The organism is Plantactinospora sp. DSM 117369 (assembly GCF_053764795.1).
The window spans coordinates 8,768,570-8,794,483 of sequence record NZ_CM132446.1 but is presented as its reverse complement, the minus strand read 5'-3'; the positions used below and the strand labels follow the sequence as shown (position 1 = coordinate 8,794,483).

Here is a 25,914-nt window from a genome sequence, read left to right as displayed (position 1 = left end):
CCGGCTTGTGCTCCTCCGGCTGGCGACCGCCGGGCGGACGAGCCGGCAGGTCCGGTCAGAACCGCCAGAGCCACACGTCGACGGCCGAGGTGGCCGGGCCGTAGAGCGCTTCCAAGGTCTGGCGCAGCGCTGGTGCGTTCGGCTCTGCCTGCGCCAGCACCACGCAGGACGCGCCCCAGAATGCCACATCCCTGAATGCCTGCCCGCGCTCGGCGTCGGTGACCGCGGGTACCTGGCCGGATGTGGCGACCTGGCTGAGCAGTGCCGAGGTGGGCTGCTTGAACGTGCCCATCGACGCCTTCCCGCCGGCCGCATACGGCGCGATGAAGAACCCCTCCGGCAGCCGGAACTCCGCGTTCGCGGCGGCGGCCCAGCGCATCTTCTCCGGCTCCTGCGGCGTGGGCAGCGGCACCGGCACCAGCACGCCGTCGGCCGGTACGCAGTCGCGCCAGTGCCCGGCGCTGATGAAGGTCGGCACCGGCTCGCGATCGGCGGTGGGTAGCGGGGCGGGCACGATCGGGATCAGTGCGGCGGCTACCGCCGCCGGTACGGCGATCCGGGTTGCCCCGAGCGGGGCGGTGCTGGCCCGGTCCAGCGCCAGCACCAGCAGGGTGGCGATCACCGGTATCAGCACCAGGGCGAACCGCATCGGCAGCGCGCCCTCGATGACCGGCTTGTCCCGCAGCAGCGAGTACGGCGCCCAGGTTTCCGTACGGCTGCCGTTCACCACCACCCGCGGGCCGAGGGAGAGCCAGGCACAGAGCAGACCGGTGATCGTCATAGGGATGACCAGCGGACGCTGACGCAGCCACCAGGCGAGCCCCACGGTGAGCAACAGAAGGGGTAGCCCGAGGAAGGTGTTGTACTCGGCCGCCCCGGTGCTCAACCGGGTCGCGTCGGAAGAGCCGAACAGGGAGAGCGGAGAGATCGCAGGGTAGCTGGCCAGGTCGGCCGAGAAGTAGTCGGGGCTGAAGATGCCGTTCGGGATGCTCTGCGGACCGTAGAACTGCACCCAGAGCGGGTAGGCCAGCACGGCGATCGACAGAACCGCGCTGACCAGGAGAGCCCCGCCGAACCGGGGTAGCGCCCGCCGTGCGTAACGGGGTCTCGCGACGATGTACCCGACGGCCGTCAGCGCGAGTGCCCCAGCGGTCAGGAACAGCACCTCCTCGCCGACGAAGACCTGGGTGCAGACCAGCGCGGCGAGCAGCACCGCCAGGCCGAGCAGCCGGCGGTTGGCCCGCGCCCCACCCTCCGGCCGGGCCGGGTCGGCCAGTTGGGCCATTCGCACCACGCACCAGACCAGTGCCGGCACCAGCCACTGCGCCGTGATGTGCGGATGACTGTTGGACTGGGAGACCATCCCCGGGGCGAATCCGCAGAACGCGGCGCCGACCGCTGCCGGGACGCGGCGAGCCCGAAGTGTCCGGGTGTAGAGGAAGTACCAGCCGATCGAGGTGGCCGCCAGGTTACCGGCGATGAGTACGGCGAACGTGGTGGCCGCACCGAACACCAGGGTGACCGGCATCAGCAGCAGACCCGGCACGATCATCGTGGCGTTGGCCATCATGTTGAAGCCGTCCGGCGCGTTGAGCCGGTCGCTGACCAGGCTGAAATCGCCCAGCAGGATGCGGGTGTCGTTCGCCATGAACCACTCGATGAGGATCTGGTCCTCGGGATTGAGAGCGAGGGTTCGGGTGGCCGGGTCCAACCAGAGCCCGTAGCTGAGCCAGCCCGCCGCGAGCACGAAGCACAGACTGACGGCCAGATCCGGGCAGCTGCGACGGAGGGCACCCCGCAACCGGGCGGCCCGGGGCGGCGGCCGGTCGGCCCCGTCCGCGGGAGTGGCCCGGCCGGAGTCGGCGTTCTGCGCCGCACGGGCTGTGCTAGTCACGGCCCTGACTCTAGTGCCGATCCGGGAACGGGGTGCGCCCGGCGGGGCTCCACCCGCTACCGTGGCAGGCACCAGGACCGATGAAATTCGGCGCCTGCCCGGGTGGTGGAAAGGCAGACACGGCCGCCTTAAAAGCGGCTGCCGCAAGGCGTGCGGGTTCGACCCCCGCCCCGGGCACGATCCGTGCTGGCGACCGGCCGAGGCCCGCTGCCGACCGGCCGAACCCCTTCGCCGGGTGGTCGAGTGACGTGGATCTCCACAACCTCGCCGGGGAGCATTACCCTGGATAGGGCACGGGCACTGTGCACCGACCTTTCCAGGAGGCTTGACAAAGTGAAGACGTCCAATCCGGTGCTGGCCCGACTCGGCCAGGCGGCCGAGCGGGAGCGGGCCGCGGGTTACGCCCCGGCCGGCGCATACGGACAGCCCGGCTACGGGCAGCCGTACCCGACGGACGCGGGCTACCCGGCCGCGCCGCCCACCGTAACGCCGATGTCCATCGACGACGTCGTCGTCAAGACGGTCACCCTGCTCGGCATCACCGGGCTCTCCGCCGCGCTGGCCTGGGTGCTGGTTCCGGACGCGCTCGTCGGCGCGGCCTGGATCGGCGCGGCCCTCGTCGGGCTGGTGCTCGGCCTGGTGATCTCGTTCATGCGGATCGCCAACCCGGCACTGGTCGTCACCTACGCCGTCGTCGAGGGCGTCTTCGTCGGCATGGTCAGCAAGTTCTTCGAGGTCATCGCCGGATACGAGGGCATCGTCCTCCAGGCGGTCATCGCCACCTTCGGGGTCTTCTTCCTGATGGCCGGGCTCTACAAGGCCAAGGCCATCCGGGCGACGCCGAAATTCATCCGCGGCGTGATCGCGGCGACCGTCGGCATCTTCGCGGTCATCCTGATCAACTTCGTGCTGGCGCTCTTCGGCGTCGACACCGGGCTGCGCAGCGGTGGCCCGATCGCCATCGGGTTCAGCCTGATCTGCATCGTGATCGCCTCGCTCAGCTTCATCCTCAGCTTCCACGAGGTCGAAGAGGGCGTCCGGATGGGCCTGCCGCGCCGCTACTCCTGGACCGCCGCCTTCGGCATCCTGGTCAGCCTGGTCTGGCTCTACATCGAGATCCTGCGGTTGCTGAGTTACTTCCAGGGCGACGACTGAGCCCTCGTCCCGTGGACCGGCGCGGCCCGCGCGCCGGCCGACCCGCGACGCCCGTTCCCCGACTTCCGGGGGGCGGGCGTCCGCCGTTACGAGCGCGGGTCGGCGACGGCGGAAATGTCTGCTTTGTTAGCATCGGGCGTGCGGAGTGCGAACCCGGTACTGACCCGGCTGGACGACACCGCCCGGGTGCAGCGCCAGGTCCTCGGCACCGGGGCCGCCCGGCCGATGACGATCGACGACGTGGTGGTGCGGACCGTCGGCCTGCTGCTGCTGACCGGTGCCACCGGGGCGGTCGCCTGGACGTACGTGACCGACGGCTGGGCCGCCCCGGCCGCGCTCGGCTCGGCACTGGCCGGGCTGGTGCTGGCCCTGGTGATCTCGTTCCGGCGGATCACCAACCCGATCCTGATCGGCGGGTACGCGGTGCTCCAGGGAGTGCTGCTCGGCGTCGCCAGCCGGGGCTTCGAGGCGGTCTACCCCGGCATCGTGGTGCAGGCCGTCGTCGGCACCTTCGGGGTCTTCGTCGGGATGGCGCTGCTCTACGGGCTGCGGGTGCTCCGCGCCAGCCCCCGGTTCACCCGACTGGTGGTCGGGGCGCTGATCGGGGTGGTGGTGCTGAGCCTGGTCAACTTCGCCGTCTACCTGATCGCCGGCCGGGAGGCCCTGGTGGTCTACAGCACCGGCAGCGAGGTCGGCTGGCTGCCGTACGTCTTCGCGCTGGTCTGCATCACCGTCGGCGCGCTGACCTTCATCCTCGACTTCGACCTGGTGGAGCGGGGGGTCCGGGACGGACTGCCGGCCCGGTACGCCTGGTTCTGTGCGTTCGGACTACTTGCCGGCCTGGTCTTCCTCTACTGGCAGATCCTCCGTTTGCTCAGCTACGTACGCCGCTGAGCCGACCGTAGACTCGCCGCGTTAACGCTTCCCCATGGCTGGAAGCCGGGGGATTTCTGGCTCAGACCGCACCCGACCGTCCTCCTGGAAGGAGGTGATCGCATGTCTCACGTTGTCGGCGCCAGCACGGTCACGTTCTGCCGTGGCGAGGATCGTCCTCGCGGCGTTCCGGTCCCGGCACGCGGTAGGTGTACCGCACCGTCGGCCACACCTCGAAGCATCCCAGCCGCATCCGACAGTTTCGCCTCGGGAGGAGTGGACACCATGCCGAAACCCAACACCGCGGCTGACCGCCCTTTCCTCCCCATAGCTAAAGCCAGGGCCTTCTCGGGCGGCTTCCGATGAACGCGCCCGAACCCGCCCGCCCGGCCGAGTCGCTGGTCCGCCAGCTCGACCTGCTCGTCCGCCACGTGGGGCACTGGACTCCGCCGCGCTGGGCGGCACCGGGGCCGTCCGGGGGGCCGGCCCGGGCCGACCTGGTGCACCGGCTCGTCCAGCTCCTGGCCGACCTGGGCGCGGACGCGGCCGGGGAGCCACGGCGGCCGGTACCCCGGTTGGAGAACGATCTGGCCCTGCCCGATCAGCTCCGGGTGGTGGTGGCGGACCTGGTTGCCGCGGACCCACCGGCGCCGGTGCTGGCCGGCGCGGCCGACGAGGTGGCGACCGTCCGGCAGGCGTTCTGACCGTTCGCCGCCGCTCGGGGTCGCCGGGTGCGGACCGTGGCCCACCGGGGGCCGAGGCGCCTCGGCGGGCCGCTCGACCTCGGGCCGGCCCCGGCCGGTCGGCTCAGCTCAGCTCAGCCGCTCCAGCACCATCGCCATGCCCTGGCCGCCGCCCACGCACATGGTCTCCAGCCCGATGGTCCGGTCGTGCCAGTCCAGGGCGTTGAGCAGGGTGCCGGTGATCCGGGCGCCGGTCATCCCGAACGGGTGTCCGACCGCGATCGCCCCGCCCATCACGTTGAGCTTCTCCAGCGGGATGTCGAGCTGCCGGTACGACGGGATCACCTGGGCGGCGAACGCCTCGTTGATCTCGACCAGGTCGACGTCGTCGATGGTCATCCCGGCGCGCCGCAACGCCTGCCGGGACGCCTCGACCGGACCGAGTCCCATGATCTCCGGGGAGAGCGCGGTCACTCCGGTGGAGACGATTCGGGCCAGCGGAGTGATCTCCAATTCGCGGGCCCGTTCCGCGCTCATGATGACCACCGCGGCCGCGCCGTCGTTGAGCGGGCAGCAGTTGCCGGCGGTGATCCGGCCGTCGGGGCGGAAGACCGGCTTCAGCCCGGCCACCCCCTCCAGGGTCACCCCCGGGCGTGGCCCGTCGTCGGAGTCCACCCACTCGCCGGAGGGGAGGGTGACCGGGGTGATTTCCCGGGCCCAGAAGCCGTCGGCGATGGCCTTCTCCGCGAGGTTCTGGCTGCGTACGCCGAACTCGTCCATGTCGGCCCGGGTCACGCCGTACGCCTGGGCGAGGTTCTCGGCGGTCTGCCCCATCGCCAGATAGATGTCCGGTAGCCCGCCGTCGAGCCGGGGGTCGGTCCAGACCGGCGCGCCGGCCTCGGTGCGGGCCGCCGAGCGGGCCCGGGCCGCGTCGAACCTCGGGTTCTGCCAACCGCCGCCGACGAGTTCCTGCGCCTCCGGCGGGAGCGTGTCGGAGTTGCCCCGGGCGTACCGGGAGACGCACTCCACGCCGGCCGAGACGAAGACGTCACCCTCACCGGCCCGGATCGCGTGGAACGCCATCCGGGTGGTCTGCAACGAGGAGGCGCAGTACCGGGTGAGGGTGGCCCCGGGCACCGTGTCCAGGCCGAGCAGCGTGGCCACCACCCGGGCCATGTTGAAGCCCTGCTCGCCGCCGGGCAGCCCGCAGCCGAGGTAGAGATCGTCGATCTGGGCCGGGTCGAGCTGCGGGATCTTGTCGAGTGCGGCCTGCACGATGGTCGCGGCCAGGTCGTCCGCGCGCAGTTCGCGCAGGGAGCCCTTGTGGGCCCGGCCGATCGGGGAGCGGGCGGTCGCGACGATAACGGCTTCGCGGGGGGACGCGGTCGGCATGAACCAACGTTAACCCGCTTCGGCCCCGTGGTCACCAGCGGGCACACCCGCTGTCGATCCGTTCGGTGCACGGCCCGGTCCGGGGGCCGGGGCCGGGCTGGCGACCGCGCCGGCCGGTCCGGGGCCGTACGGGATGGCGGAGACCAGTTCCCCGACGAACCGGTCCGGGGCGTGGTCGAGGAGCTGGTCGCCGGCCGGACCGAGGAAGGCGACCAGGAAGGCCCGGTAGAAGCAGGCCCCGAGGAAGAGGTTGGCCAGTGCCATCGGGTTGGCCGTCGCGGCGATCCGGCCGAGTTCCCGCTCCCGCCGGAGGTACTCGGCGAGTTGGGCGTTGGCGTGCTGCGGGCCGGTGCCGGTCCGGCTGAACAGCTCGCGCTGCCGGTCGAGCAGTACCGGTTCGGCGAACAGCGCCATCGCGAGCTGGCCGGAGTCGGAATAGACCTGGAGCATCTCGTGGCCGAGTGCGGTCAACCGTCCCGGTACGGTGCCGCTGCCCGCCTGGTCCGGCAGCCGGATCATCAGCTCGATGAACGGGGCGAGCCTGATCCGCATCACGGCCAGGAAGAGCTCTTCCTTGCCGGTGAAGTGCTTGTAGAGGGTGGCCTCGGAATAGCCGGCGACCCGGGCGATCTGCTTCGTCGTGGTGTGCGCCAGGCCCTGCTCCCGGATCACCGTGGAGGCGGCGGCCAGGATGCGCTCCCGGGTCGTCTCGCCTCGACTTCTTGTGGTCATCGCCCTCGTTCCGTCGACTGCTGCACAGATGGTCCGTCGGTTCGCTCGACAGTTGGTCCGTCGGTTCGCTCTGAACCGGTGGGTCGGTCGGCTCGCTTGACAGGTGGTGAGTGCTCACTACTCTAAAGGTAAGTGATCACTCACTAACCCCTTGGGAGCTGGAAGCGACATGAAACTCACAGTCTTCGCGGCCAGTGGCGGGATCGGCCGGCACCTGCTCCGGCAGGCCGTGGCCGCCGGTCACGACGTGACAGCGGTGGTACGCAGTCCGGCGAGCCTGGCCGGCGAGCCCGACGGCATCCGCGTGGTCACGGCCGACCTGTCCAACCCCGATCCGGCGGTGCTGGCCGACGCCGTCGACAACGCCGACGGGGTGCTGTCCGGTCTCGGCCCCCGGTCGATGGCGGACAGCGGGGTCGCCTCCCGGGGCACCCGCGAGATCGTCACCGCGATGCGGGCCCGGGGCGTACGCCGGATCGTGGTGGTCAGCGCCGCCCCGCTCTCCACCATCGCCGCTCCGGGCCGTCCGAAACCGCCCCCCGACCCGGGCGAGGGGCCGCTGCTGCGATACCTGCTGGGTCCGATCATCAAGACCGTGCTCCGGAAGCACTACCTCGACCTGGCGGTGATGGAGGAACTGCTCCGGGACAGCGACCTGGACTGGACCGTCGTACGCCCACCCCGGCTGACCGACAAGCCGCTGACCGGCGTCTACCGGACGGCGTACGGGCGGAGTGTGCGGGGCGGGCTGGTCGTGCCGCGCGCCGACGTCGCGCACTGCATGCTGCGGGCGCTCGAACAGCCCGAGACGATCCGGCAGGCGGTCGCCGTCGCCACCTGACCCGCGGTCGGGGCGGCGGGTGCTAGCGCTGTCGGGTCCCGGCGGCGGCCCGGGCCACCGCGGGGAGCAGGGCGTGCGCCCAGACCCGGTAGCCGTCGGCCGACGGGTGGTAGCCGTCGTGGCAGAGCGTGCCGGCGTCGGCCCGGAACACCGCGCCGGTCTCGGCGGCGAGGTCCACCACCGTGCCGCCGGCCTCGATCACGGCGACGGCCTGCGCCCGGGCGGTCTGCCGGCCCAGCCAGCCGGCGATCTGCCGCAGCGGCGGTGCGATGGCCCGGACCGCGCCGAGGTCGGGACAGGTGCCGACCACCACCCGGACCTGGGCGCCACGCAGCCGGCGCACGGCAGCGCCGAGGTACGCCGCCGCCTCACCCGGCCGGCGCAGCCCCATCACGTCGTTCGCGCCGACCAGGATCACCGCGACGTCCGGGTGCTCGCCGAGCAGCGCCCGGGCCACCTGCGTCGCCAGGTCGGTGGAGCGGGAGCCGGAGACGCCGACGCTGGAGAGCCGGACCTGGCGCTCACCGCCACCGGTCGGCCCGGCCCCCTCGGAGAGCAGCCGGGCGAGCTGCCCGCCGACCGTGTCGTCGGCCCGGTCCACCCCGACCCCGAGTGCGGCCGAGTCGCCGAGCAGGACCAGCCGCAGCGGCGGCGCGCCGGCCCGGCCGACCGTGGAGCGCAGGGCCAGGCCCAGCTCCGGGCGGGCGTACCGGCGGTTGCGGGCCACGAACGCCTCGCCGGCCAGTAGCGCGATCCCGCCGACCGTACCGGCGAGCAGCGTGACCGCGGCACCCCGGGCGATCCGGCTCGCCATCCCGTACGTCGCCGTGCCGCTCGTCGTGTCGAGTCCCGTCATGCCCGTTCCTCTACTGTGGAGGTCGTCGCCTCGTCCAGCGGTGCCGGTGTCTCCGGTGGGCCTCCAGTCTCTCCCGTCCGGGGGTGGCCGAACCAGGCCCCACGGCGGCGGAGCTGTGCCCACCGCCCGCCGGGGCCGTGCTCGCGGCCATCCACCCGGACACCCCGGACCTCGGTACCGGCATGCCGGGCCGCCTCGTGGGCCGCCGCGGGCAGCGACCGTACGCCCTGGTCGCCGGCGAGCGACGGGCGCCGTTCGGGGCCGGCACCGAGCGCGGCCAGTACGGTCGGCAGCAGCGCGGCCGCCGCGATCGCGTACCCCTCGGCGGACGGGTGGAAGTGGTCCCAGGCGAACATCCGGGTGGGTTCGGCGGCGAACCGGGGACCGAGCAGGTCGCCCAGGGAGACCGTCAACCCACCGGCCTCGACCACCGCCACGGTCTGCGCGGCGGCCAGTTGTCGGCTCCACCGCCGGGCCAGCCAGCGTAGCGGCGGCTTGATCGGCTGGATCGCACCGAGGTCGGGGCAGGTGCCGACCACCACCTGGGCGCCGGCGGCCCGCAGGTCGCGTACCGCCTCGACGAGGTAACGGACCGCCACCGTGTGCGGGGTGCGGTTCGTCACGTCGTTGCCGCCGATCAGGATCACCGCCAGGTCCGGTTCGCGCTCCAGCGCCGCGTCGACCTGCGGGCGCAGCCCGGCCGAGAGGCAGCCGACCACGGCGAACCGGTACAGCCGGACCGGCCGGCGCAGCCGGCGGGAGGTGCCGGTGGCGAGCAGCGCCCCCGGTGTCTCCCGGGGCCGGTGCACCCCGTAGCCGGCGGCGGACGAGTCACCCAGGATGACCATCGTGATCGGCTCGCCCGGGAACTTGGCGCCGTAGACGCCGTCACCGCGCGGCGGCGGCGCCTCGGCCAGCGGGATCACCCGGCGGGCCTGCCGGGCCTGCCCGAGCAGCAGCCCGTAACCGGCGGCGGTGGTGAGCGCGGTCAGCCCCACACCCAGGGCCGTCGCCTTCGCTACCTGCCGGGCGACCGGCCATACCGACCGCTCCCGCTGGGCCGACTCCGCGCGCCACGCCGCCTGGTGCTGCCACCCCGAACGCCGCGGCTGCCACCGCGACGCCAGGTTCCGCCGCCGCGACTGCTGTCGCCGCATCGATCCGGCCGGACTCATCAAGGCCCCCCGCCTGTCACGCCGTACCCCTCGCGACCTTCGAGATTAACCCGGGTCGCCCACCCCGCGCTGTCAGCGTCCCGCCAGCGCCGAGGGTGGCGGTCGGGTACCCGGCCAGCGCGGCTTTACCGCCGACTTTCCGGCGTTTCTCCGTCTCCGACCGAATTTCTCGACGAGCGGTCGGTTGCGTTCGGATGCATCATGAATCCAGAGGAGGGCGCGGACATGGCCACCAAGACACTTCGACGAACTGCCGCCTTCAGGGCGTTGTTCCGGGCACTGACCGCCGGCTCCCGGGGCGGGCCCTCGCTGGGCAAGCGGATCGCCGCCCTGCCCCGCATGATCGCGGCGACCGCCCGGGGCGAGTACGACGGCGGGCTGCGGCTCGCCCTGATGACCGCCGCGACCGCGTACGTGCTGTCCCCGGTCGACGTGCTGCCCGAGCTGACCCTGCTGATCTTCGGTCTGGCCGACGACGCGGTCATGGCGACCTGGCTGGCCGGTGCGGTACTCGCCGAGACCGAACGCTTCCTCGAATGGGAGGCCCGTCGGGACTCCGTGATCCCCGGCCGGGTGGTGCGCTGACCCCTTCCCGCCTGGCCGGCCCGTCGGGCCGGCGACGCTGCCGGCCGCCGGCCGGACCGGCTTCGGCTGGCCGCCGACCATCCCGCCGCCCGTGGCCGGGGAACCCCGGCCACAGGTCGGGCCGGCGGCACGTACGCTGGCGGGAGAACCCACCATCCTTCGCCCCGACCGCACGCCACCAGCACCGACCCTGTGCCCGGCCAGTGCCGTCCGGCCGGCGAGCACCGAGAAGGGCACAACGTCGTGCGCTACTACGACAACGTCATCGAGCTGATCGGTGACACCCCGCTGGTCCGACTCCGGCAGGTGACCGACGGCATCTCGGCGACCGTGCTCGCCAAGGTCGAGTACTTCAACCCGGGCGGCTCGGTCAAGGACCGCATCGCACTGCGGATGGTCGAGGAGGCGGAGCAGGCCGGGCTGCTGGGGCCGGGCGGTACCATCGTCGAGCCGACCAGCGGAAACACCGGCGTCGGGCTGGCCCTGGTGGCCCAGATGCGGGGCTACAAGTGCGTCTTCGTCTGCCCGGACAAGGTCAGCGAGGACAAGCAGAACGTGCTGCGGGCGTACGGGGCCGAGGTGGTGGTCTGCCCGACGGCGGTCGCCCCGGAGGACCCCCGCTCCTACTACAACGTCTCCGACCGGCTGACCCGGGAGATCCCGGGCGCCTGGAAGCCCAACCAGTACGCCAACCCGGCGAACCCGCGCTCGCACTACGAGACCACCGGTCCGGAGCTGTGGGAGCAGACCGGCGGCCGGATCACGCACTTCGTGGCCGGAGTCGGCACCGGCGGCACCATCTCCGGCACCGGCCGCTACCTCAAGGAGGTCTCCGGCGGGGCGGTACGGATCATCGGCGCCGACCCGGAGGGCTCGGTCTACTCCGGCGGCACCGGCCGGCCGTACCTGGTCGAGGGGGTCGGCGAGGACTTCTGGCCGGAGACGTACGACCGGGGCATCTGCGACGAGATCGTGAAGGTCTCCGACAAGACCTCCTTCGAGCTGACCCGGCGACTCGCCCGCGAGGAGGGGCTGCTGGTTGGCGGCTCCTGCGGGATGGCGGTGGCCGCCGCCCTGGAGGTGGCCCGGCAGGCCGGCCCGGACGACGTGGTGGTGGTGCTGCTGCCGGACGGCGGCCGGGGCTACCTGTCCAAGATCTTCGACGACGAGTGGATGGCCCGGTACGGCTTCATGGACACCAGCGCCACCGAGCCGACCGTGGCCGACGCGCTGAACAGCAAGCCGAACGGCATCCCGGAGCTGGTGCACGTGCACCCGACCGAGACGGTCCGGGACGCCGTCGACTACATGCGGGAATACGCGGTCTCCCAGCTTCCGGTACTCAAGGCGGAGCCGCCGGTGGTGACCGGCGAGGTCGCCGGCTCGATCGCCGAACGGGACCTGCTGGACGCGCTCTTCACCGGCCAGGCGAAGCTGCACGACACCATCGAGCGGCACATGGGGCCGCCGCTGCCGATGATCGGCGGCGGGCAGCCGGTGAGCGAGGCGGTCGGGCTGCTGGAGAAGTCCGACGCCGCGCTGGTGCTGGTGGACGGCAAGCCGAAGGGTGTACTCACCCGGCAGGACCTGCTGGCCCACCTGGGCGCAGCTCCGCGCTGACCGTCACCGGGCCGGCGCGTCGCCCGGCATCGCGATCACGTCGGTTGTCACCGGCTCAGCTCGGCCGGCACCGCGATCACGTCGACGAAGGCGCCCCGGCGCAGCAGGGTCATCGGCAGTCGGCTGCCGATGGCCGGGCCGAGCATGAGCCGTTGCAGGCTCTGCCCGTTCGCCACCGGACGGCCGCCGGCGGAGATGATGACGTCACCGAGGTAGATCCCGGCGACCCCGGCCGGGCTCTCCGGGACCACCTCCACCACCCGCAGCCCGCGCTGCTGGCCGGTGCGTTCGGCCACGGCCGGCGGCAGCGGTACGGGCACCCCGGCAACACCCAGCCAGGCCCGGCGGACCCGTCCGGAGTTCACCAGGTCGCCGATGATCTGCCGGGTGGTGGAGTTGATCGGCACCGCCAGGCCGAGGCCGTACCCGGCGACGGCGGTGTTGATCCCGACCACCCGGCCGGCCGCGTCGGCCAGCGCCCCACCGGAGTTGCCAGGGTTGAGCGCGGCGTCGGTCTGGATGACGTCCTCGATCAGCCGGACGACCCGGCCGTCCCGGGCCGGCAGCGACCGGCCCAGCCCGGAGACCACTCCGGCGGTGACCGAGCCGGCCAGCCCCATCGGGTTGCCGACCGCCACCACGAGCTGCCCGATCCGCAGCGGGTCGGCGTCGCCGAGTTCGGCGGGCGGGGCGGTGGTGGCCCGGACCCGGAGTACGGCCAGGTCGGAGAGGGAGTCGGTGCCGACCACGTCGAACCGGGCCTCGGCGCCGTCGCCGAAGGTGGCCAGCCCGCCGGTCGCTCCGTCCACCACGTGTGCGCTGGTGAGCAGGAACCCGTCGTCGGTGAAGGTCACCGCCGAACCGGCTCCGGCGCCGCGCGGCCCGCGTACGGCCAGCGCGGCCACGCTCGGCAGCACCCGGGCCGCCACCCCGGTCACCACCTGCGAGTACGCGTCCAGAGCGGCCCGCTCGGCGCGCTCCGGTTCGAGTCTTTCGGTGCTCATGTGCCGGTCAACGCCGGCACGACCCCGGTCAATCCCCGGCACCGCTGCGCCCAGAGCGAAATCTCCGCCGGCGTGAGGCGACCCGGCTCAGTGCAGGTCCCGGGCGTAGCGGAGCTGCGGGGTCAGCACGGGGCCGATGCTGCCCTCCCGCTCGGCGCCGTCCGGCAGCCAGCCGCCCCGGACGTAGAAGTCCCGGGCGTGCGCGTTGTCGACGAGCACCCAGAGCACCGCCCGGCGCCAGCCCCGGGCGCGCAGCTTGGCCAGCGCGTCGACCATCAGGGTCCGGCCCGCCCCGCGGCCCTGCTCGGCCGGGTCCAGGTGGATCGCGTACAGCTCGCCGACGTCCGGGCCGGCCGAGTCAGGTTCGGCCGGATCGTGCGGCCCGAGATAGGTGAAGCCGACCAGCCGGCCGTCCCGTTCCGCCACCGTCATCAGGTGGGTGTCCCGCTCGTACGCCCAGCGCTCCGTCCAGTACCGACCCATCATCTCGCCGGTCTCCGCGGCCAGCGCGTCCGCCGGGACGATGTCCCGGTAGGCCACCGCACGCGAGCGGTTCTGGAGGTCTCCGACGGCCATCAGGTCGGCGGCGACCGCCGGGCGCAACGTGAGGGTCATCCGTTGATCGTAGTAACGTGACCGACATGGTCACCTGGGACAGAGTGTGTGATCTGGTGTCGGTGCTACCCGAGGTGGAACAGGGCATCTCATACGGGACACCGGCCTGCAAGATCCGGGGCAAGCTCTTCGTCCGGCTGCTGGAGGACGGCGAGCGGATCGCGATCTTCACGCACGAACGGGAGGCGCTGCTCGCGGCGGCGCCGCAGACCTACACCGTGCCGGCGCACTACACCAACTATCCGATGGTGGTGGTCGCGCTCGACACCGCCGATCCGGTCGAGCTGAGCGAACTGCTCACCGAGTCGTGGCGGATCAGGGCGCCGAAGCGGTTGGCGGCGACGCTGCCGCGCTGACCGGCGCCCGGGGCGGCACCGCCACCCGGGTCAGGTCCTCGGCGACCACCAGGTCACCGTCGAAGTGCTCCCGGGCCTCGGCCGCGAAGCGCTCGGCGGCCGGCGGCACCCCGGCCCGGGACGTCGGGCCGTAGCGCTGGGAGAAGTGGGTCAGCACGAGCCGGCGTACCCCGGACTCGGCCGCCACCCGCGCGGCCTGGGCCGCGGTCAGGTGGCCGACCTCGGCGGCGAGCGCGGCGTCCTCGGTCAGGAACGTCGACTCGATCACCAGCAGGTCGGCCCGGTCGGCCAGCTCGAAGACCCCGTCGCAGAGCCCGGTGTCCATCACGAAACCGAACCGCTGGCCGGGACGCGGTGCACTCACCTCGGCGAGCGTCACCCGCCGCCCGGCCACGTGGACGTGACCGGCCCGGATCAGTTCGCCGATCGCCGGCCCCCGGATCCCGTACCCGGCCAGCCGGTCCGGCAGCATCCGGCGCTCGTCCGGTTCGACCAGCCGGTAGCCGTACGTCTCGACCGGGTGCCGGAGCCGGCGGGCGAGCAATGTGCCGGCGGAGGTCTCGAAGGTCTGGCCGTCCCGGAGCACCGGCAGTTCGCGCAGCTCGGCGGTCTCGTAGAAGGAGCTGGCGTGCCGCAGCCGGGCGAAGAAGTGCGCGTCGCCGCCCGGATAGTGCGCGTCGACCGGATGCGGCACCCGGTCCAGCGAGAGCCGCTGGACCACGCCGGGCAGGCCGAGGCAGTGGTCGCCGTGGAAGTGCGTGACGCAGATCCGGGTCAGGTCGCCGGCCGGGATGCCGGCGAGCATCATCTGCCGCTGGGTGCCCTCGCCGGGATCGAAGAGGATCACCTCACGGTCCCAGCGCAGCACGTACCCGTTGTGGTTGCGGTGCCGGGTCGGCACCTGGCTGGCCGTGCCCAGCACCGCCAGCTCACGTACGGACACGGCGGGCCTTCCGGGGTACCAGTCGACGGCGGGTGGCGGTCGACGGGAGAAATGGTCGACCCCCGGGGTTTCCGCGTGACACTGGTCACGCGGAGGCCGGCTGGACTTGGGCCGGCGCGCCCCGGGGGTCGGGTGGCTGTCGTGGATTCGCCGCACCGCTGCCACACGGTCTCGACGACTTGCAACTGCCCGCCTGCGGCGGACACCGAAACTGTCAAGGACAGCGGCTAGCGGACAGCCACCTCACGAGTCCTATTGCTATACAAAGCTCGGACCACCTCCCTTCCCGTGTACGGCCACGCTATCCATCCCCGGTCGGCCCCGGCAACGGTTTTTGGCCACACTCTCGCGGTTACGGGTCGGTCCTCGCCCGGTTGCTACGCCCCGGTGCGGGCCACGCCGACCGGGCAGGTCATCCCGTTCGGCCCGTGGTTGCAGTAGCCGTTCGGGTTCTTGGTCGGCGCCAGGTACTGCTGGTGGTAGTCCTCGGCGTAGTAGTAGTTCCCCAACGTGGCGATCTCCGTGGTGATCTCGCCGTGCCCGGCCCGCGCCACGATCGGCGCGAACGCGTCCCGGGAGGACTGGGCGATCGCCGACTGCTCGTCGGTGGTGGTGTAGATCGCTGAGCGGTACTGCGTGCCGACGTCGTTGCCCTGCCGCATCCCCTGGGTCGGGTCGTGGTTCTCCCAGAAGACCTTGAGCAGGTCCTCGTAGCCGATCTTCGAGGGGTCGTAGACCACCTGGACCACCTCGGCGTGCGCGGTCCGGCCCGAGCAGACCTCCTCGTACGTCGGGTTCTGGGTGTAACCGCCCGCATAGCCCGCGGAGGTGGAAATCACCCCGGGCAGCGTCCAGAACAGCCGCTCGGCTCCCCAGAAACAGCCCATCCCGAAGACGGCGACCTCGGCGCCCTCGGGCCACGGCCCCCGCAGCGGGGTACCGAGCACCTCGTGCCGGTCGGAGATCGGCATCGCGATCAGCCGGCCGGGCAGGGCCTGGTCGGGGGTGGGCAGCTCGGCATTGATACGCCGTAGGAACACGATGGAACTCCTTTCGTACCTCTGCCGGGTGCAACACGGCACGCACCAGGATCCTTACCCGCCCCAGCCTCCACCACCCCCGCCTCCGCCACTGGTGGCCGGAGGCCGCTGCTGCCGGCGGTCGCCGTCGCGTACCACCGACGCCGGACCCCGCGCCGAGCGGTAGCGGGCCGGAGTGGGCTACTCCTACGCCGGCTGGTCCTTGAGCGCGGCGGCGATCCGGTCGGCGTACGACCCGGCCTCGGTGTCCGAGGCGTACTTCGTGCGGGGCCAGAAGAAACCGCGCAGCCCGTCGCCCTTGGTCCTCGGGACCACGTGGGTGTGCAGATGCGGCACGGACTGGGACACCCGGTTGTTCATCGCCACGAACGTCCCACCCGCGCCCAGCCCCGCCTCGACGGCCAGGGCCAGCCGCTGGACCAGCCGGAAGTAGCCGGGCAGGGCCTCGTCCGGCAGTTCGCCCAGCGTTTCGACGTGCGTGCGCGGCACCACCAGCAGGTGCCCCTTGAACACCGGGCGGACGTCGAGGAAGGCCACCCCGTCGGGGGAGTCCACCACCCGGAACGCCGCCGCACCCGCCACGATCCCGCAGAACACGCAGTCGGCCACCAGTGCAGGCTAGCCTCATGCAAATGAGTCACGGCTTCGAGACACTCGCCATCCACGCCGGCCAGGAGCCGGAGCCCCGCACCGGGGCGGTGGTGCCGCCGATATACCAGACCAGCACGTACGCCCAGGACGCCGTCGGCGCGCCCCGGCTCGGCTACGAGTACAGCAGGTCGGCCAACCCGACCCGGGACGCGTTGCAGGACTGCCTGGCCGCGCTGGAGGGTGGTCCGGTCGGGCTGACCTTCGCCAGCGGGCTGGCCGCCGAGGACACCCTGCTGCGGACCGTCTGCCGGCCTGGAGACCACGTGGTGATTCCGGACGACGCGTACGGCGGCACGTTCCGGCTCTTCGCCCGGGTCGCCGAGCGCTGGGGGCTGACCTGGACGGCGGCCCGGATCTCCGACGTCGACGCCGTCCGGACGGCGGTCCGCCCCGGCCAGACGAAGGTGATCTGGGTGGAGACGCCCACCAACCCGCTGCTCGGGATCGCCGACATCGCCGGGCTCGCCTCGCTGGCCAGCGACGTCGACGCGCTGCTGGTGGTCGACAACACGTTCGCCTCGCCGTACCTCCAGCAGCCGATCGCGCTCGGCGCGGACGTGGTGGTGCACTCGACCACCAAGTACGTCGGCGGGCACTCCGACGTGGTCGGTGGCGCCCTCGTCGCGGCCAGCGCCGCGCTCGGCGAGGAGTTGCGCTACCACCAGAACGCGATGGGCGCGGTGAACGGGCCGTTCGACGCCTGGCTGACCCTGCGCGGGGTCAAGACCCTCGGCGTACGGATGGACCGGCACTGCGACAACGCCGAGCGGATCGCCGACTATCTGCACGGGCACCGGTCGGTGGCCCAGGTGCTCTACCCGGGCCTGCCGGAGCACCCTGGGCACGAGGTCGCGGCGAAGCAGATGCGCCGGTTCGGCGGCATGATCTCCTTCCGGGCGGCCGGCGGCGAGGAGCACGCCGTACAGATCTGTGACCGGGCGAAACTCTTCGTACTCGCCGAGTCGCTGGGCGGGGTCGAGTCGCTGATCGAACATCCGGGCCGGATGACACACGCAAGTGCCGCCGGCTCGCCGCTTGAAGTTCCCGCCGATCTCGTGCGACTGTCTGTCGGCATCGAGACCGCCGACGACCTACTCGCAGACCTGGAGCAGGCGCTCGGCTGACCGCCGTCCGGCCGCCCGGACGGCGCTGCGGACAAGCCGATGGGGAGGTGGCCGTGCAGGACATCACGCCGAACTGGGTGGGCGCGACCGCGAAACAGATCGCCCGGGCCGTCCGTCGCGGGGACGCCTCCGCCACCCAGGTGGTGGCGGACCACCTCGACCACATCGACCGGACGGACCGCGAGCTGTCCGCGTTCCGGGTGGTGCGGGGCGGCGAGGCGATCGTCGAGGCGGAGAAGGTCGACGAGCAGGACGACCTGGCGAACCTGCCGCTGGCCGGGGTGCCGGTCGCGGTCAAGGAGAACACCGCCGTCGCGGGGCTGCCGATCTGGAACGGGTCGGCGGCCGCGCGTACCCCGGTCGCCGAGGACGACCACGAGGTGGTCCGCCGGCTGCGCGGCGCCGGAGCGGTGATCGTCGGGGTGACCCGGATGCCCGAGCTCGGGCTCTTCGGGTTCACCGACGACGAGACGGCGGTGACCCGTAACCCGTGGGCGACCGACCGCACCCCGGGCGGCTCCTCCGGCGGCTCGGCGGCGGCGGTGGCCTCCGGGATGGTGCCGATCGCGCACGGCAACGACGGGCTCGGCTCGATCCGGATCCCGGCCGCCTGCTGCGGGCTGGTCGGGCTCAAGCCCGGCCGGGGCGTCGTGCCGTGCCAGCTCGGCGCCAACGACTGGTACGGCCTCGCCGAGCAGGGCATCCTGGCCACCACCGTGGCGGATGCCGCGGTCGGCTTCGCGGTGCTCGCCGGGCGGCGTCCGGACAAGCTGATACCTCCAGAGCGGCTGCGGGTCGCCGTGTCGGTCCGCTCGCCGGTCTCCGGGGTACGCCCGGACCAGCCCAACCGGGACGCGGTGGCCGCCGCCGCCAAGCTGCTGGCGGTGGCCGGACACGACACCGTCTCGGTCGACCCGGTCTATCCCACCTCGCTGGGGCTGCGCGGCATCGCCACCTGGCTGGCGGCGGCAGCGGGCGAGGTCGAGGCGGCCGGCCTGGATCCGAGCACCCTGCAACGGCGCAGCCGCCGGCACGCCGCCCTCGGCGTCTGGGCCCAGCGCCGCGGCCTGGTACGCGAGCAGGACCGCACGCGGTGGCGGGAGCGCAGCGTCAACTTCTTCGGCGACCACTCGGTCGACCTGCTGCTCACCCCGGCGCTGGCCAGCGCCCCGCCGCCGGCGCTCGGTTGGGCCACCCGCTCGTGGCGGTCCAACCTGCTGACCTGCATCCGCTACGCGCCGTACGCCGGGCCGTGGAACTTCGCCGGGCTGCCCTCGCTGGTCGTACCGGTCGGGCTGCGCCCGGACGGGCTGCCGGTCGCGGTGCAACTGGTCGGCCCGCCCGGATCGGAGCTGCTGCTGCTCGGCGTGGCCGGGCAGTTCGAGCTGACCGGCCCCTGGCGCCGGCACGCGCCGGACTGGCCCCGGGTGCCGACCCCGGCCGGCTGAGCTGGCCGGATCGGCCCGGACCGTCGGGCCGGGATCGGGTCCCGCCCGGCGCAGGTCGGCCGGCCGGGGTCGGGCCCGCAGGGTGACCCCCGGCACGCCGGCACCGCCGACCGGAGCGCTCCGGAGCCGGGATGCGACGATCTGGGGCATGACGGAGCTGGTCGGACTCGCCGAGGTCACCGCCGCCCGCGAACTGCTCGCCGGAGTCGTCCGGGCCACTCCGCTGGAGCCGTCCCGGCCGCTTTCGGCCGCGCTGGGCGGACCGGTCTGGTTGAAGTGCGAGCACGTGCAACGGGCCGGGTCGTACAAGGTCCGGGGCGCGTACGTGCGGATCGCCCGGCTCTCGGCGGCGGAGCGCGACCGGGGGGTGGTGGCGGCCAGCGCCGGCAACCACGCCCAGGGGGTCGCGCTCGCCGCCGGGCTGCTCGGCGCCGCCGCCACGGTCTTCATGCCGGTGGGGGCGCCGCTGCCGAAGGTGGCGGCCACCAAGGGGTACGGCGCCCGGGTGGAGCTGGTCGGCAACACCGTCGACGAGTCACTGGTCGCGGCGGAGGACTTCGCGAACCGTACCGGGGCGGTCTTCATCCATCCGTTCGACCACCCGGACGTGATCGCCGGGCAGGGCACGGTGGCGCTGGAGATCCTGGAGCAGTGCCCGGAGGTGCGGACCATCGTCGCCGGGGTCGGCGGCGGGGGACTGATCTCCGGGATCGCGGTGGCCGCCAAGGCGCTCCGCCCGGACGTACGGGTGATCGGGGTGCAGGCCGCCGGTGCCGCCGCCTTCCCCGCGTCGCTGCGGGCCGGCGAGCCGGTACGCCTGCCGGCCTTCGCCACCATCGCCGACGGCATCGCGGTCGGCCGGCCCGGTGAGGTCACCTTCGCCCATGTCAGCAAGCTGGTCGACGAGATCGTCACGGTGCCGGACGAGGACATCTCCCGGGCCCTGCTGATGCTGCTGGAACGGGGCAAGCAGGTGGTGGAGCCGGCCGGGGCGGCCGGAGTGGCGGCGCTGCTGTCCGGAGCGGTCGCCGTGGACCCGCCGGTGGTGGCGGTGCTCTCCGGCGGCAACATCGACCCGCTGCTGATGCTGCGGGTGATCGAGCACGGGCTCGCCTCGGCCGGCCGTTTCCTGCGGATCACCGTGCGCTGCGCGGACCGGCCCGGCCAGCTTGCCTCGTTGCTGGGCCTGATCGCCGAGCACCGGGGCAACGTGGTGGACGTGGTGCACCAGCGGCAGAACCCGCACCTGCGGCTCGGTGAGGTGGAGGTGGCGCTCTCGGTGGAGACCCGGGGCGCCGAGCACTCCGACCGGCTGATCAGCGCGCTGCGCGGCTGCGGTTACCAGGTCGACGTCGCCCAGCCGGGCTGAGCCGGCCGGGCCTGGACGTCGTCATTGGTCGCCGCCGTCAGGCGCCGTACGCCTCGAACCGGACCACGGTCACCTTGATCTCCGCGCCGCTGGGCGCCGTGTAGGTGACGGTCTGGCCGGGCCGGGCGCCGAGGATGGACTTGCCGAGTGCCGACTCCGGGCTGTAGACGGTCAGGTCGGTGGTCGCCGCGATCTCCCGGGAACCGAGCAGGAAGGTCTCGGTGTCGTCGGTGTCATCGTCGAAGTGGATCGTGACGACGCAGCCCGGCGCCACCACGTCCGCGGTCGGCGCCTCGCCCACCTGGGCGGTACGGAGCAGTTCCTGCAGTTGGCGGATCCGCGCCTCCTGCTTGCCCTGTTCCTCCCGGGCGGCGTGGTAACCGCCGTTCTCCCTGAGGTCACCCTCTTCGCGCCGGGCGTTGATCTCCGCGGCGATCGCCGGCCGCCCGGCGATCAGCTCGTTGAGCTCCGCCTGCAGCCGGTCGTAGGCCTCCTGCGACAGCCAGGTGGCTGCCTCGCGGTCGGTCGTGGACACAGACGATCTCCTCGGGTAGTCGTGGACAGGGACGAATTACCAAGTTACCAGTGCGCTACACACCGGACGCCACGTCATTTATCGCTGCACGGTGCTGGCCGGGGCGCCGGGACGGTTCCGGACAGGCCCGCAGCGGTGTCCGCCGGCCGGGGTGGTCAGCGCGGCGCGGGCCGGGGCGCTCAGCCGGCCGGGCGGCAGCGGAGCACCTCGCCGAGGATCGGCCGGGCCGTGGTGGCCAGCCGGTGCCGGGCCGTGACGTGCCGCTGCCCCGGCTCGGCGGCCACCCGCACCTCCTCGCGGGCGACCTCGGCACCGTCCTTGGAACGGGCCCGGAGCACGCAGGTCGCCGAGCCGCCGGCCGGCACGGTCACCCGGAAGTCGAGCACCAGCTGACTGTCGGTGATCTCGGTGTAGGTGATCACCTGGGCGTCGTAGTTCGGGTCGCCGTACTGCCGGTAGAGGCGGTAGGAGACCGCCCCCAGCACCGCCAGCAGGGCGACCGCCAGCAGCGCCGAGACCCAGGGGTGGCGGCGCCGGTGCGCGCGGCGGTGGCCGTACCGGCCGGGTGGGAAGACCGGGGCGGCCGGTACGGGTGTGGCGGGCGTCTCGGGCACCGGCGGGTATCTCCTGGGACGGTTGTCGGTGGCATCGGCAAGAATGGGTACGCCCATCATCTCAGTCGACAACCGGGCCGGGTCTGGCAGGTCCACGACCGGCCGGATCGCGGGCCGCCCTCGGGGGCGGCTCCCGGGTCGGCGGAGGGCGGGCGTTTCAGGGGGACGGGGGCCGAGCCCGGCCCGGGCATCACGAGGGAGCACCTGAGTTGGCAGAGCAGCTACGTCTGATGGCCGTGCACGCCCATCCCGACGACGAGTCGAGCAAGGGCGCCGCGACCATGGCGAAATACGTCGCCGAAGGCGTGCAGGTCCTCGTCGTCACGTGTACGGGCGGCGAGCGGGGCAGCGTGCTCAATCCGAAGCTGGACCGGCCGGACGTCTGGGCCAACATCGCCGAGATCCGCCGGGCCGAGATGGACGCCGCCCGGGCGATCCTCGGCGTCGAGCAGGCGTGGCTCGGCTTCGTCGACTCGGGGCTGCCGGAGGGCGATCCGCTGCCCCCGCTGCCCGAGGGCTGCTTCGCGCTCCAGGACGTCGAGGTCGCGGCCGCGCCGCTGGTGCGGTTGATGCGCGAGTTCCGCCCGCACGTCGTCACCACCTACGACGAGGACGGCGGCTACCCGCACCCCGACCACATCATGTGCCACAAGGTCAGCGTGGCGGCGTTCGACGCGGCCGGCGACCCGGAGCGCTTCCCGGAGCTGGGCGAGCCCTGGCAGCCGTTGAAGCTCTACTACGACATCGGCTTCTCCAAGGCCAAGATCATGGCGCTGCACGAGGCGATGCTCGCCCGTGGCGCGGAGTCGCCGTACGCGGAGTGGCTGGAGCGCTGGGAGGACCGGCCGGACAAGGGCCCGAGGATCACCACCCGGGTCGAGTGCGCCGACTACTTCCCGGTCCGCGACGACGCGCTGCGCGCCCACGCCACCCAGGTCGACCCGGACGGGTTCTGGTTCCACGTGCCGATGGAGTTGCAGCAGCAGGCCTGGCCGACGGAGGACTTCGAACTGGTCCGCTCGGTGGTCGACAGCCCGCTGCCCGAGTCGGACCTCTTCGCCGGGGTACGGGAGACCGCGCAGGTCCGGTGAGCGGAGGCAGGCGTACCGTAAGGGGGTAGGCCACCACATCGGAGGATTCCCAGTCATGCTTACCGCTGCGCAGGTGCTCGCGGAGAACAACTTCGGTGACACCCGGACCGGTGGCCTGGCCGGACCGATGGGTCTCTTCCTGATCACCGTACTGGCCATCGCCACCGTTCTGCTCATCCGTAACATGAACGCCCGGTTGCGTCGGCTACCGGACCGCTTCCCCCAGCAACGGGACGACGAGCCGCCGGAGACCGAGCCGGGTGCCGCGGAGCCGTCTGCCGACGGGTCTGCGGCGGAGGAATCTGGTGGAAGCGCTCCCAATACCTCCCAGCAGGGCCGGAACAGCCAGTCCGCGCCATGATTCACGCTAATCCGGCCAGGCGCCCCCTGTTGCGCTCAATCGGATTGGCTTAGCCTTCCGCCGGGGGACCAAAAGTCCCCGCACCGTGCGCGGGAGGGGGCGCCGATGAGAACCAGACCCGACGCCCAGCGCCGGTTGCGGCACGGCCGGGTCGCGAAGCGGTCGCCAGCGAACGGCGGCGATCCGTGACGTCCGGCCGTCGGTCCGGGCGCTTCCTCGCTCTGGTCGGCATCGCGTCGGCACCCCGTGGGGTGCGGGTGCTCACCTCCATCGCCCTGTCCGTCGCGGTGACCCTCACCGTGGCCGGCCTGCTCATCCCCACCGACCTGCCCGCCGACGGCCCGCTGCCGGTGGTGGCCCGGCTCGGCATCGCCACCGCCGTGATGGCGACGGCGCAGCTCTTCCGGTTGCGGTTCCGGGTCGGTTCGGGCCGGGTCAGTGTCACCTGGGGCGAGGCGTCGTTCATCATCGGCCTCTCCCTGGTACCACCCGGCTGGCTGCCGGCCGCCGCCCTGCTCGGTGCGGTGCTGGCCTGGACGCTGCTGACGATCTTCGTGGACCGGCGCTCCGCGCTGGACGTCGTACACGCCGCCGCCTCGCTGGCCGTCTCCGTCGCGCTGGCCGTCGCGGTCGCGTTGACCGTCGCCGGAGCGTTCGGCAGGCCGCTCCCGGACCTGCTGGGCACGGTCCTCGTCACCGGCCTGACGCCTCCGCTGATCGCCGCTCTCGCCGTCGGCTCGATGACCTACCTGCTGGCCAGCGCCGGCCTGGCCGGGCTCACCCTGGCACTGCGGCACGGCGAACGGCCCTGGCCGGCGCTGCTCCGTGCCCTCCAGGGCAAGCTGCTGATGTTCGTCGGCAACGTCTTCGTCGGGCTGGCCGTGGTGGCCGTGGTCGAGTACGACCCGCGCTGGCTGCTCTTCCTGCCGCCGGTGCTGTGGCTGCTCCAGCAGACGTACAGTCACCGGCTCCGGGCCGACGACGAGCGCCGCGCCTGGCGGGCCCTTGCCGAGGCCACCGGCGCGCTCAACCAGCTCGACGAGCACGGTGTCGCAACAGCCGGGGTGACCGGCCCGCTGGCCCTGTTCGGTGCGGAGTGGGTCGAGGTGGACGTGCGGCGCGGCGACGGCCGGTGGCGGCGCTACCGGGGCGAGCCGGGCCGGCCGGTGGTGCACCGCGACCTGAGTACGGCCGAGCGGGCCGACTCCGGCGAGCCGGGCGGGTCATCGGGGTCGTCGGGGTCGTCGGGCGACGGGAACGGCCGGCTGCCGCTGGCCAGCCGGCTCGGCCTGGACCTGGTCGCCAGCCAGGTCGGCGGCGACCTGACGGCGGGCCGAGATGCCGGTGCGGCCGGCGGTCGTGCCGGCGCCGGGCAGGGCTCGACGGCCATCGGGCGGACCGTGCAGGAGCTGACCCGACCGCTGGTGGTCGGTACCTCCCCGGTCGGCGAGCTGCGGGTCCGGTTCCCCCACTCCGCCCCGCCCGGCCAGCGGGAGCAGGACGCGCTCTCGGCGTTCGGCGACGCGCTGGCGGCGGCGCTGCACGACGCGGCGACGCACCGCCAGCTCCGGCTGGTGACGGCCCGGTCGTCGTACGAGGCGGTGCATGACGCGCTGACCAACCTGATCAACCGGGCGGCGCTGCTGAGCAAGGGCGACGTGGCGCTGCACCAGCTCGGCCACGATCATCCGGTGGCCCTGCTGCTGCTCGACATCGACCACTTCAAGGAGGTCAACGACACGCTCGGGCACGCGGCCGGCGACGAGCTGCTCCAGGTGACGGCGGACCGGCTGGACGCGCTGGTCCGCCCCGGCGAGCTGCTGGGTCGGCTCGGCGGCGACGAGTTCGCGCTGCTGATCCCCTCCCCGGCGGTACTGGCCGAGCCGGCCACCGACCGGTCGCCGATGCCGAACGTGCTGCGCCGGGCCCGGGAGATCGTCGAGCTGCTCGCCACCCCGATCGAGGTGGCCGGGGTACGGATGTCGGTCGAGGTCTCCGTCGGGGTGGTGGTGGCCGGTGCGGGTACGGCCGACATGACCGAGCTGCTGCGTCGCGCCGACATCGCGATGTACCAGGCGAAGCAGGGTGGCGGCAGCGTCGCGTCGTACGACAGCGCCCGGGACGCGGCCAGCACCGACAAGCTCGCCCTGCTCGCCGAGCTGCGGGAGGCGCTGGACGTCGACGACCAGCTCGAACTGGCGCTCCAGCCGGCGGTCGACCTCTGCACCGGGGAGCCGACCGGGGTGGAGGCGCTGATCCGCTGGCGGCACCCGCGGCGGGGCCGGCTCACCCCGGCGGACTTCGTCCGGACCATCGAGGGCAGCGAACTGCTCGGCGCGTTCACCCGGTACGTCGTGGACAAGGCGCTCGGTGTCGCCGCCGACTGGGCCCGGCACGGTCTGGACGTACCGATCTCGATCAACCTGTCGGCGCGCAGCCTGCTCGACCCGCGGCTGCCGGCCGAGGTGGCCGAGTCGCTGCGCCGGCACCAGGTGCCGGCGCACCGGCTGGTCCTGGAGATCACCGAGACGGTGGTGATGAGCGAGCTGGAGGTCATCGACGAGGTGCTCTCCGCGCTGCGCGCGATGGGCGTGCAGTTGGCCGTCGACGACTTCGGCACCGGGTTCTCCTCGCTGACCTTCCTGACCCGGATCTCCGTGGACGAGCTGAAGGTCGACCGGTCGTTCGTGATGAAGATGGCCGAGTCGCCGGAGGCGGCGGCCATCGTCCGGACCACGGTGGATCTTGGCCGCGAGTTGGGACTGCGGGTGGTGGCCGAGGGGGTGGAGACCGCCGACCAGCGGGCCGCGCTCGCCGAGCTGGGCTGTACGGCCGCCCAGGGCTATCACTTCTTCCGGCCGATGCCGTCGGACAAGATCGTCGCGGTACTGCGGTCGCTGCTCGACTCCGCGCAGGCGCGGATCCTGCCGCTGCGCGCCGACGGCGCCTCCTAGCGG

The 25,914-nt window shown here is 72.8% G+C and carries 25 protein-coding genes and 1 tRNA gene; 14 read left to right on the top strand and 12 right to left on the bottom strand.

What is annotated here, in order from left to right; translation table 11 throughout:
• Positions 1-55: 55 nt before the first annotated feature.
• Positions 56-1,894, bottom strand: a complete 1,839-nt coding sequence (locus ACSMXO_RS37620; RefSeq protein WP_455415648.1) for a hypothetical protein — start codon at positions 1,892-1,894, stop codon at positions 56-58.
• A gap of 96 nt (positions 1,895-1,990) precedes the next feature.
• Here ACSMXO_RS37620 and ACSMXO_RS37615 point away from each other — a divergent pair.
• The 4 genes from ACSMXO_RS37615 to ACSMXO_RS37600 all read left to right on the top strand — a co-directional run bounded on the left by ACSMXO_RS37615 (position 1,991) and on the right by ACSMXO_RS37600 (position 4,626).
• A tRNA-Leu gene (locus ACSMXO_RS37615) sits at positions 1,991-2,071 on the top strand.
• Between the two features lie 156 nt (positions 2,072-2,227).
• Positions 2,228-3,049 (top strand): Bax inhibitor-1/YccA family protein, encoded by an 822-nt coding sequence (locus ACSMXO_RS37610; protein WP_346259268.1) that lies wholly within the window; start codon positions 2,228-2,230, stop codon positions 3,047-3,049.
• 138 nt (positions 3,050-3,187) lie between these two features.
• On the top strand, positions 3,188-3,943 hold the full coding sequence (locus tag ACSMXO_RS37605; protein WP_346259269.1) for a Bax inhibitor-1/YccA family protein: 756 nt from the start codon (positions 3,188-3,190) through the stop codon (positions 3,941-3,943).
• A 341-nt stretch (positions 3,944-4,284) separates the two neighbouring features.
• Positions 4,285-4,626: a hypothetical protein gene (locus ACSMXO_RS37600; protein ID WP_455415647.1), complete on the top strand. Its 342-nt coding sequence runs from the start codon at positions 4,285-4,287 to the stop codon at positions 4,624-4,626.
• A 108-nt stretch (positions 4,627-4,734) separates the two neighbouring features.
• Here ACSMXO_RS37600 and ACSMXO_RS37595 read toward each other — a convergent pair whose 3' ends face one another.
• Both ACSMXO_RS37595 and ACSMXO_RS37590 read right to left on the bottom strand, forming a co-directional pair.
• Entirely contained in the window at positions 4,735-5,997 is a 1,263-nt protein-coding gene (locus ACSMXO_RS37595; protein ID WP_455415646.1) for an acetyl-CoA C-acetyltransferase, read from the bottom strand.
• A gap of 9 nt (positions 5,998-6,006) precedes the next feature.
• The gene (locus tag ACSMXO_RS37590) at positions 6,007-6,729 is read right to left on the bottom strand and encodes a TetR/AcrR family transcriptional regulator (protein ID WP_455415645.1); all 723 of its coding nucleotides are present in this window, start codon (positions 6,727-6,729) and stop codon (positions 6,007-6,009) included.
• Positions 6,730-6,898: 169 nt separating this feature from the next.
• On the opposite strand from ACSMXO_RS37590, the gene ACSMXO_RS37585 reads away from it, so the two are divergent.
• Positions 6,899-7,570 (top strand): NAD(P)-dependent oxidoreductase, encoded by a 672-nt coding sequence (locus ACSMXO_RS37585; RefSeq protein ID WP_346259273.1) that lies wholly within the window; start codon positions 6,899-6,901, stop codon positions 7,568-7,570.
• A gap of 22 nt (positions 7,571-7,592) precedes the next feature.
• On the opposite strand, the gene ACSMXO_RS37580 is transcribed toward ACSMXO_RS37585, so the two are convergent.
• Positions 7,593-8,384, bottom strand: coding sequence for an SGNH/GDSL hydrolase family protein (locus ACSMXO_RS37580; protein ID WP_346259344.1), 792 nt, complete (start codon positions 8,382-8,384; stop codon positions 7,593-7,595).
• A 38-nt stretch (positions 8,385-8,422) separates the two neighbouring features.
• Positions 8,423-9,601, bottom strand: a complete 1,179-nt coding sequence (locus tag ACSMXO_RS37575) for an SGNH/GDSL hydrolase family protein (RefSeq protein WP_455415644.1) — start codon at positions 9,599-9,601, stop codon at positions 8,423-8,425.
• Between the two features lie 201 nt (positions 9,602-9,802).
• Between ACSMXO_RS37575 and ACSMXO_RS37570 the strand changes: the two genes are divergently transcribed.
• Positions 9,803-10,186, top strand: a complete 384-nt coding sequence (locus ACSMXO_RS37570; RefSeq protein WP_455415643.1) for a YkvA family protein — start codon at positions 9,803-9,805, stop codon at positions 10,184-10,186.
• Between the two features lie 243 nt (positions 10,187-10,429).
• Positions 10,430-11,806, top strand: a complete 1,377-nt coding sequence (locus ACSMXO_RS37565; protein ID WP_346259277.1) for a cystathionine beta-synthase — start codon at positions 10,430-10,432, stop codon at positions 11,804-11,806.
• Between the two features lie 47 nt (positions 11,807-11,853).
• Here the strand turns inward: ACSMXO_RS37565 and ACSMXO_RS37560 are convergent, their stop codons facing one another.
• Positions 11,854-12,810, bottom strand: a complete 957-nt coding sequence (locus ACSMXO_RS37560; protein ID WP_346259279.1) for a S1C family serine protease — start codon at positions 12,808-12,810, stop codon at positions 11,854-11,856.
• A gap of 87 nt (positions 12,811-12,897) precedes the next feature.
• Positions 12,898-13,425, bottom strand: a complete 528-nt coding sequence (locus ACSMXO_RS37555) for a GNAT family N-acetyltransferase (RefSeq protein ID WP_346259280.1) — start codon at positions 13,423-13,425, stop codon at positions 12,898-12,900.
• Positions 13,426-13,451: 26 nt separating this feature from the next.
• Here ACSMXO_RS37555 and ACSMXO_RS37550 point away from each other — a divergent pair, with 26 nt between their 5' ends.
• A complete protein-coding gene (locus ACSMXO_RS37550) occupies positions 13,452-13,781 on the top strand; it encodes an MmcQ/YjbR family DNA-binding protein (protein ID WP_432891408.1) in 330 nt (109 codons plus the stop codon).
• Here ACSMXO_RS37550 and ACSMXO_RS37545 read toward each other — a convergent pair.
• The 3 genes from ACSMXO_RS37545 to ACSMXO_RS37535 all read right to left on the bottom strand — a co-directional run bounded on the left by ACSMXO_RS37545 (position 13,741) and on the right by ACSMXO_RS37535 (position 16,373).
• Entirely contained in the window at positions 13,741-14,724 is a 984-nt protein-coding gene (locus ACSMXO_RS37545; protein WP_455415642.1) for a ribonuclease Z, read from the bottom strand. The genes ACSMXO_RS37550 and ACSMXO_RS37545 overlap by 41 nt on opposite strands.
• Positions 14,725-15,101: 377 nt before the next feature.
• Entirely contained in the window at positions 15,102-15,764 is a 663-nt protein-coding gene (gene msrA, locus ACSMXO_RS37540; protein ID WP_455415641.1) for a peptide-methionine (S)-S-oxide reductase MsrA, read from the bottom strand.
• A gap of 186 nt (positions 15,765-15,950) precedes the next feature.
• A complete protein-coding gene (locus ACSMXO_RS37535) occupies positions 15,951-16,373 on the bottom strand; it encodes an HIT family protein (RefSeq protein ID WP_455415640.1) in 423 nt (140 codons plus the stop codon).
• Positions 16,374-16,396: 23 nt separating this feature from the next.
• Between ACSMXO_RS37535 and ACSMXO_RS37530 the strand changes: the two genes are divergently transcribed.
• The 3 genes from ACSMXO_RS37530 to ilvA all read left to right on the top strand — a co-directional run bounded on the left by ACSMXO_RS37530 (position 16,397) and on the right by ilvA (position 20,356).
• A complete protein-coding gene (locus tag ACSMXO_RS37530; RefSeq protein WP_455415639.1) occupies positions 16,397-17,539 on the top strand; it encodes a cystathionine gamma-synthase in 1,143 nt (380 codons plus the stop codon).
• 47 nt (positions 17,540-17,586) lie between these two features.
• Positions 17,587-18,987, top strand: coding sequence for an amidase (locus ACSMXO_RS37525; RefSeq protein ID WP_346259285.1), 1,401 nt, complete (start codon positions 17,587-17,589; stop codon positions 18,985-18,987).
• Positions 18,988-19,135: 148 nt separating this feature from the next.
• Positions 19,136-20,356 carry a threonine ammonia-lyase gene (ilvA, locus tag ACSMXO_RS37520; protein ID WP_346259286.1) on the top strand — a complete coding sequence of 407 codons (1,221 nt, stop codon included), beginning with the start codon at positions 19,136-19,138 and terminating at the stop codon, positions 20,354-20,356.
• Between the two features lie 37 nt (positions 20,357-20,393).
• On the opposite strand, the gene greA is transcribed toward ilvA, so the two are convergent.
• Together greA and ACSMXO_RS37510 are read right to left on the bottom strand one after the other, a co-directional pair.
• Positions 20,394-20,891, bottom strand: a complete 498-nt coding sequence (gene greA / locus ACSMXO_RS37515) for a transcription elongation factor GreA (RefSeq protein WP_346259287.1) — start codon at positions 20,889-20,891, stop codon at positions 20,394-20,396.
• 179 nt (positions 20,892-21,070) lie between these two features.
• On the bottom strand, positions 21,071-21,505 hold the full coding sequence (locus tag ACSMXO_RS37510) for a DUF4307 domain-containing protein (RefSeq protein WP_455415638.1): 435 nt from the start codon (positions 21,503-21,505) through the stop codon (positions 21,071-21,073).
• Between the two features lie 209 nt (positions 21,506-21,714).
• On the opposite strand from ACSMXO_RS37510, the gene mca reads away from it, so the two are divergent.
• The 3 genes from mca (at position 21,715) to ACSMXO_RS37495 (ending at position 25,911) form a co-directional block, all read left to right on the top strand.
• Positions 21,715-22,596: a mycothiol conjugate amidase Mca gene (gene mca / locus ACSMXO_RS37505; protein WP_346259289.1), complete on the top strand. Its 882-nt coding sequence runs from the start codon at positions 21,715-21,717 to the stop codon at positions 22,594-22,596.
• 55 nt (positions 22,597-22,651) lie between these two features.
• A complete protein-coding gene (locus tag ACSMXO_RS37500; RefSeq protein ID WP_346259290.1) occupies positions 22,652-22,957 on the top strand; it encodes a hypothetical protein in 306 nt (101 codons plus the stop codon).
• A 185-nt stretch (positions 22,958-23,142) separates the two neighbouring features.
• Positions 23,143-25,911: an EAL domain-containing protein gene (locus ACSMXO_RS37495; RefSeq protein ID WP_455415637.1), complete on the top strand. Its 2,769-nt coding sequence runs from the start codon at positions 23,143-23,145 to the stop codon at positions 25,909-25,911.
• The last annotated feature ends 3 nt before the right edge of the window (positions 25,912-25,914 follow it).

Excerpts from the sequence above, each read along its gene's own strand:
- ACSMXO_RS37600 (WP_455415647.1), top strand. The coding sequence starts at position 4,285 with ATGAACGCGCCCGAACCCGCCCGCCCGGCCGAGTCGCTGGTCCGCCAG.
- ACSMXO_RS37595 (WP_455415646.1), bottom strand. The coding sequence starts at position 5,997 with ATGCCGACCGCGTCCCCCCGCGAAGCCGTTATCGTCGCGACCGCCCGC.
- ACSMXO_RS37590 (WP_455415645.1), bottom strand. The coding sequence starts at position 6,729 with ATGACCACAAGAAGTCGAGGCGAGACGACCCGGGAGCGCATCCTGGCC.
- ACSMXO_RS37585 (WP_346259273.1), top strand. The coding sequence starts at position 6,899 with ATGAAACTCACAGTCTTCGCGGCCAGTGGCGGGATCGGCCGGCACCTG.
- ACSMXO_RS37580 (WP_346259344.1), bottom strand. The coding sequence starts at position 8,384 with ATGGCGAGCCGGATCGCCCGGGGTGCCGCGGTCACGCTGCTCGCCGGT.
- ACSMXO_RS37575 (WP_455415644.1), bottom strand. The coding sequence starts at position 9,601 with ATGAGTCCGGCCGGATCGATGCGGCGACAGCAGTCGCGGCGGCGGAAC.
- ACSMXO_RS37570 (WP_455415643.1), top strand. The coding sequence starts at position 9,803 with ATGAATCCAGAGGAGGGCGCGGACATGGCCACCAAGACACTTCGACGA.
- ACSMXO_RS37560 (WP_346259279.1), bottom strand. The coding sequence starts at position 12,810 with ATGAGCACCGAAAGACTCGAACCGGAGCGCGCCGAGCGGGCCGCTCTG.
- ACSMXO_RS37555 (WP_346259280.1), bottom strand. The coding sequence starts at position 13,425 with ATGACCCTCACGTTGCGCCCGGCGGTCGCCGCCGACCTGATGGCCGTC.
- ACSMXO_RS37550 (WP_432891408.1), top strand. The coding sequence starts at position 13,452 with ATGGTCACCTGGGACAGAGTGTGTGATCTGGTGTCGGTGCTACCCGAG.
- ACSMXO_RS37530 (WP_455415639.1), top strand. The coding sequence starts at position 16,397 with ATGAGTCACGGCTTCGAGACACTCGCCATCCACGCCGGCCAGGAGCCG.
- ilvA (WP_346259286.1), top strand. The coding sequence starts at position 19,136 with ATGACGGAGCTGGTCGGACTCGCCGAGGTCACCGCCGCCCGCGAACTG.
- ACSMXO_RS37500 (WP_346259290.1), top strand. The coding sequence starts at position 22,652 with ATGCTTACCGCTGCGCAGGTGCTCGCGGAGAACAACTTCGGTGACACC.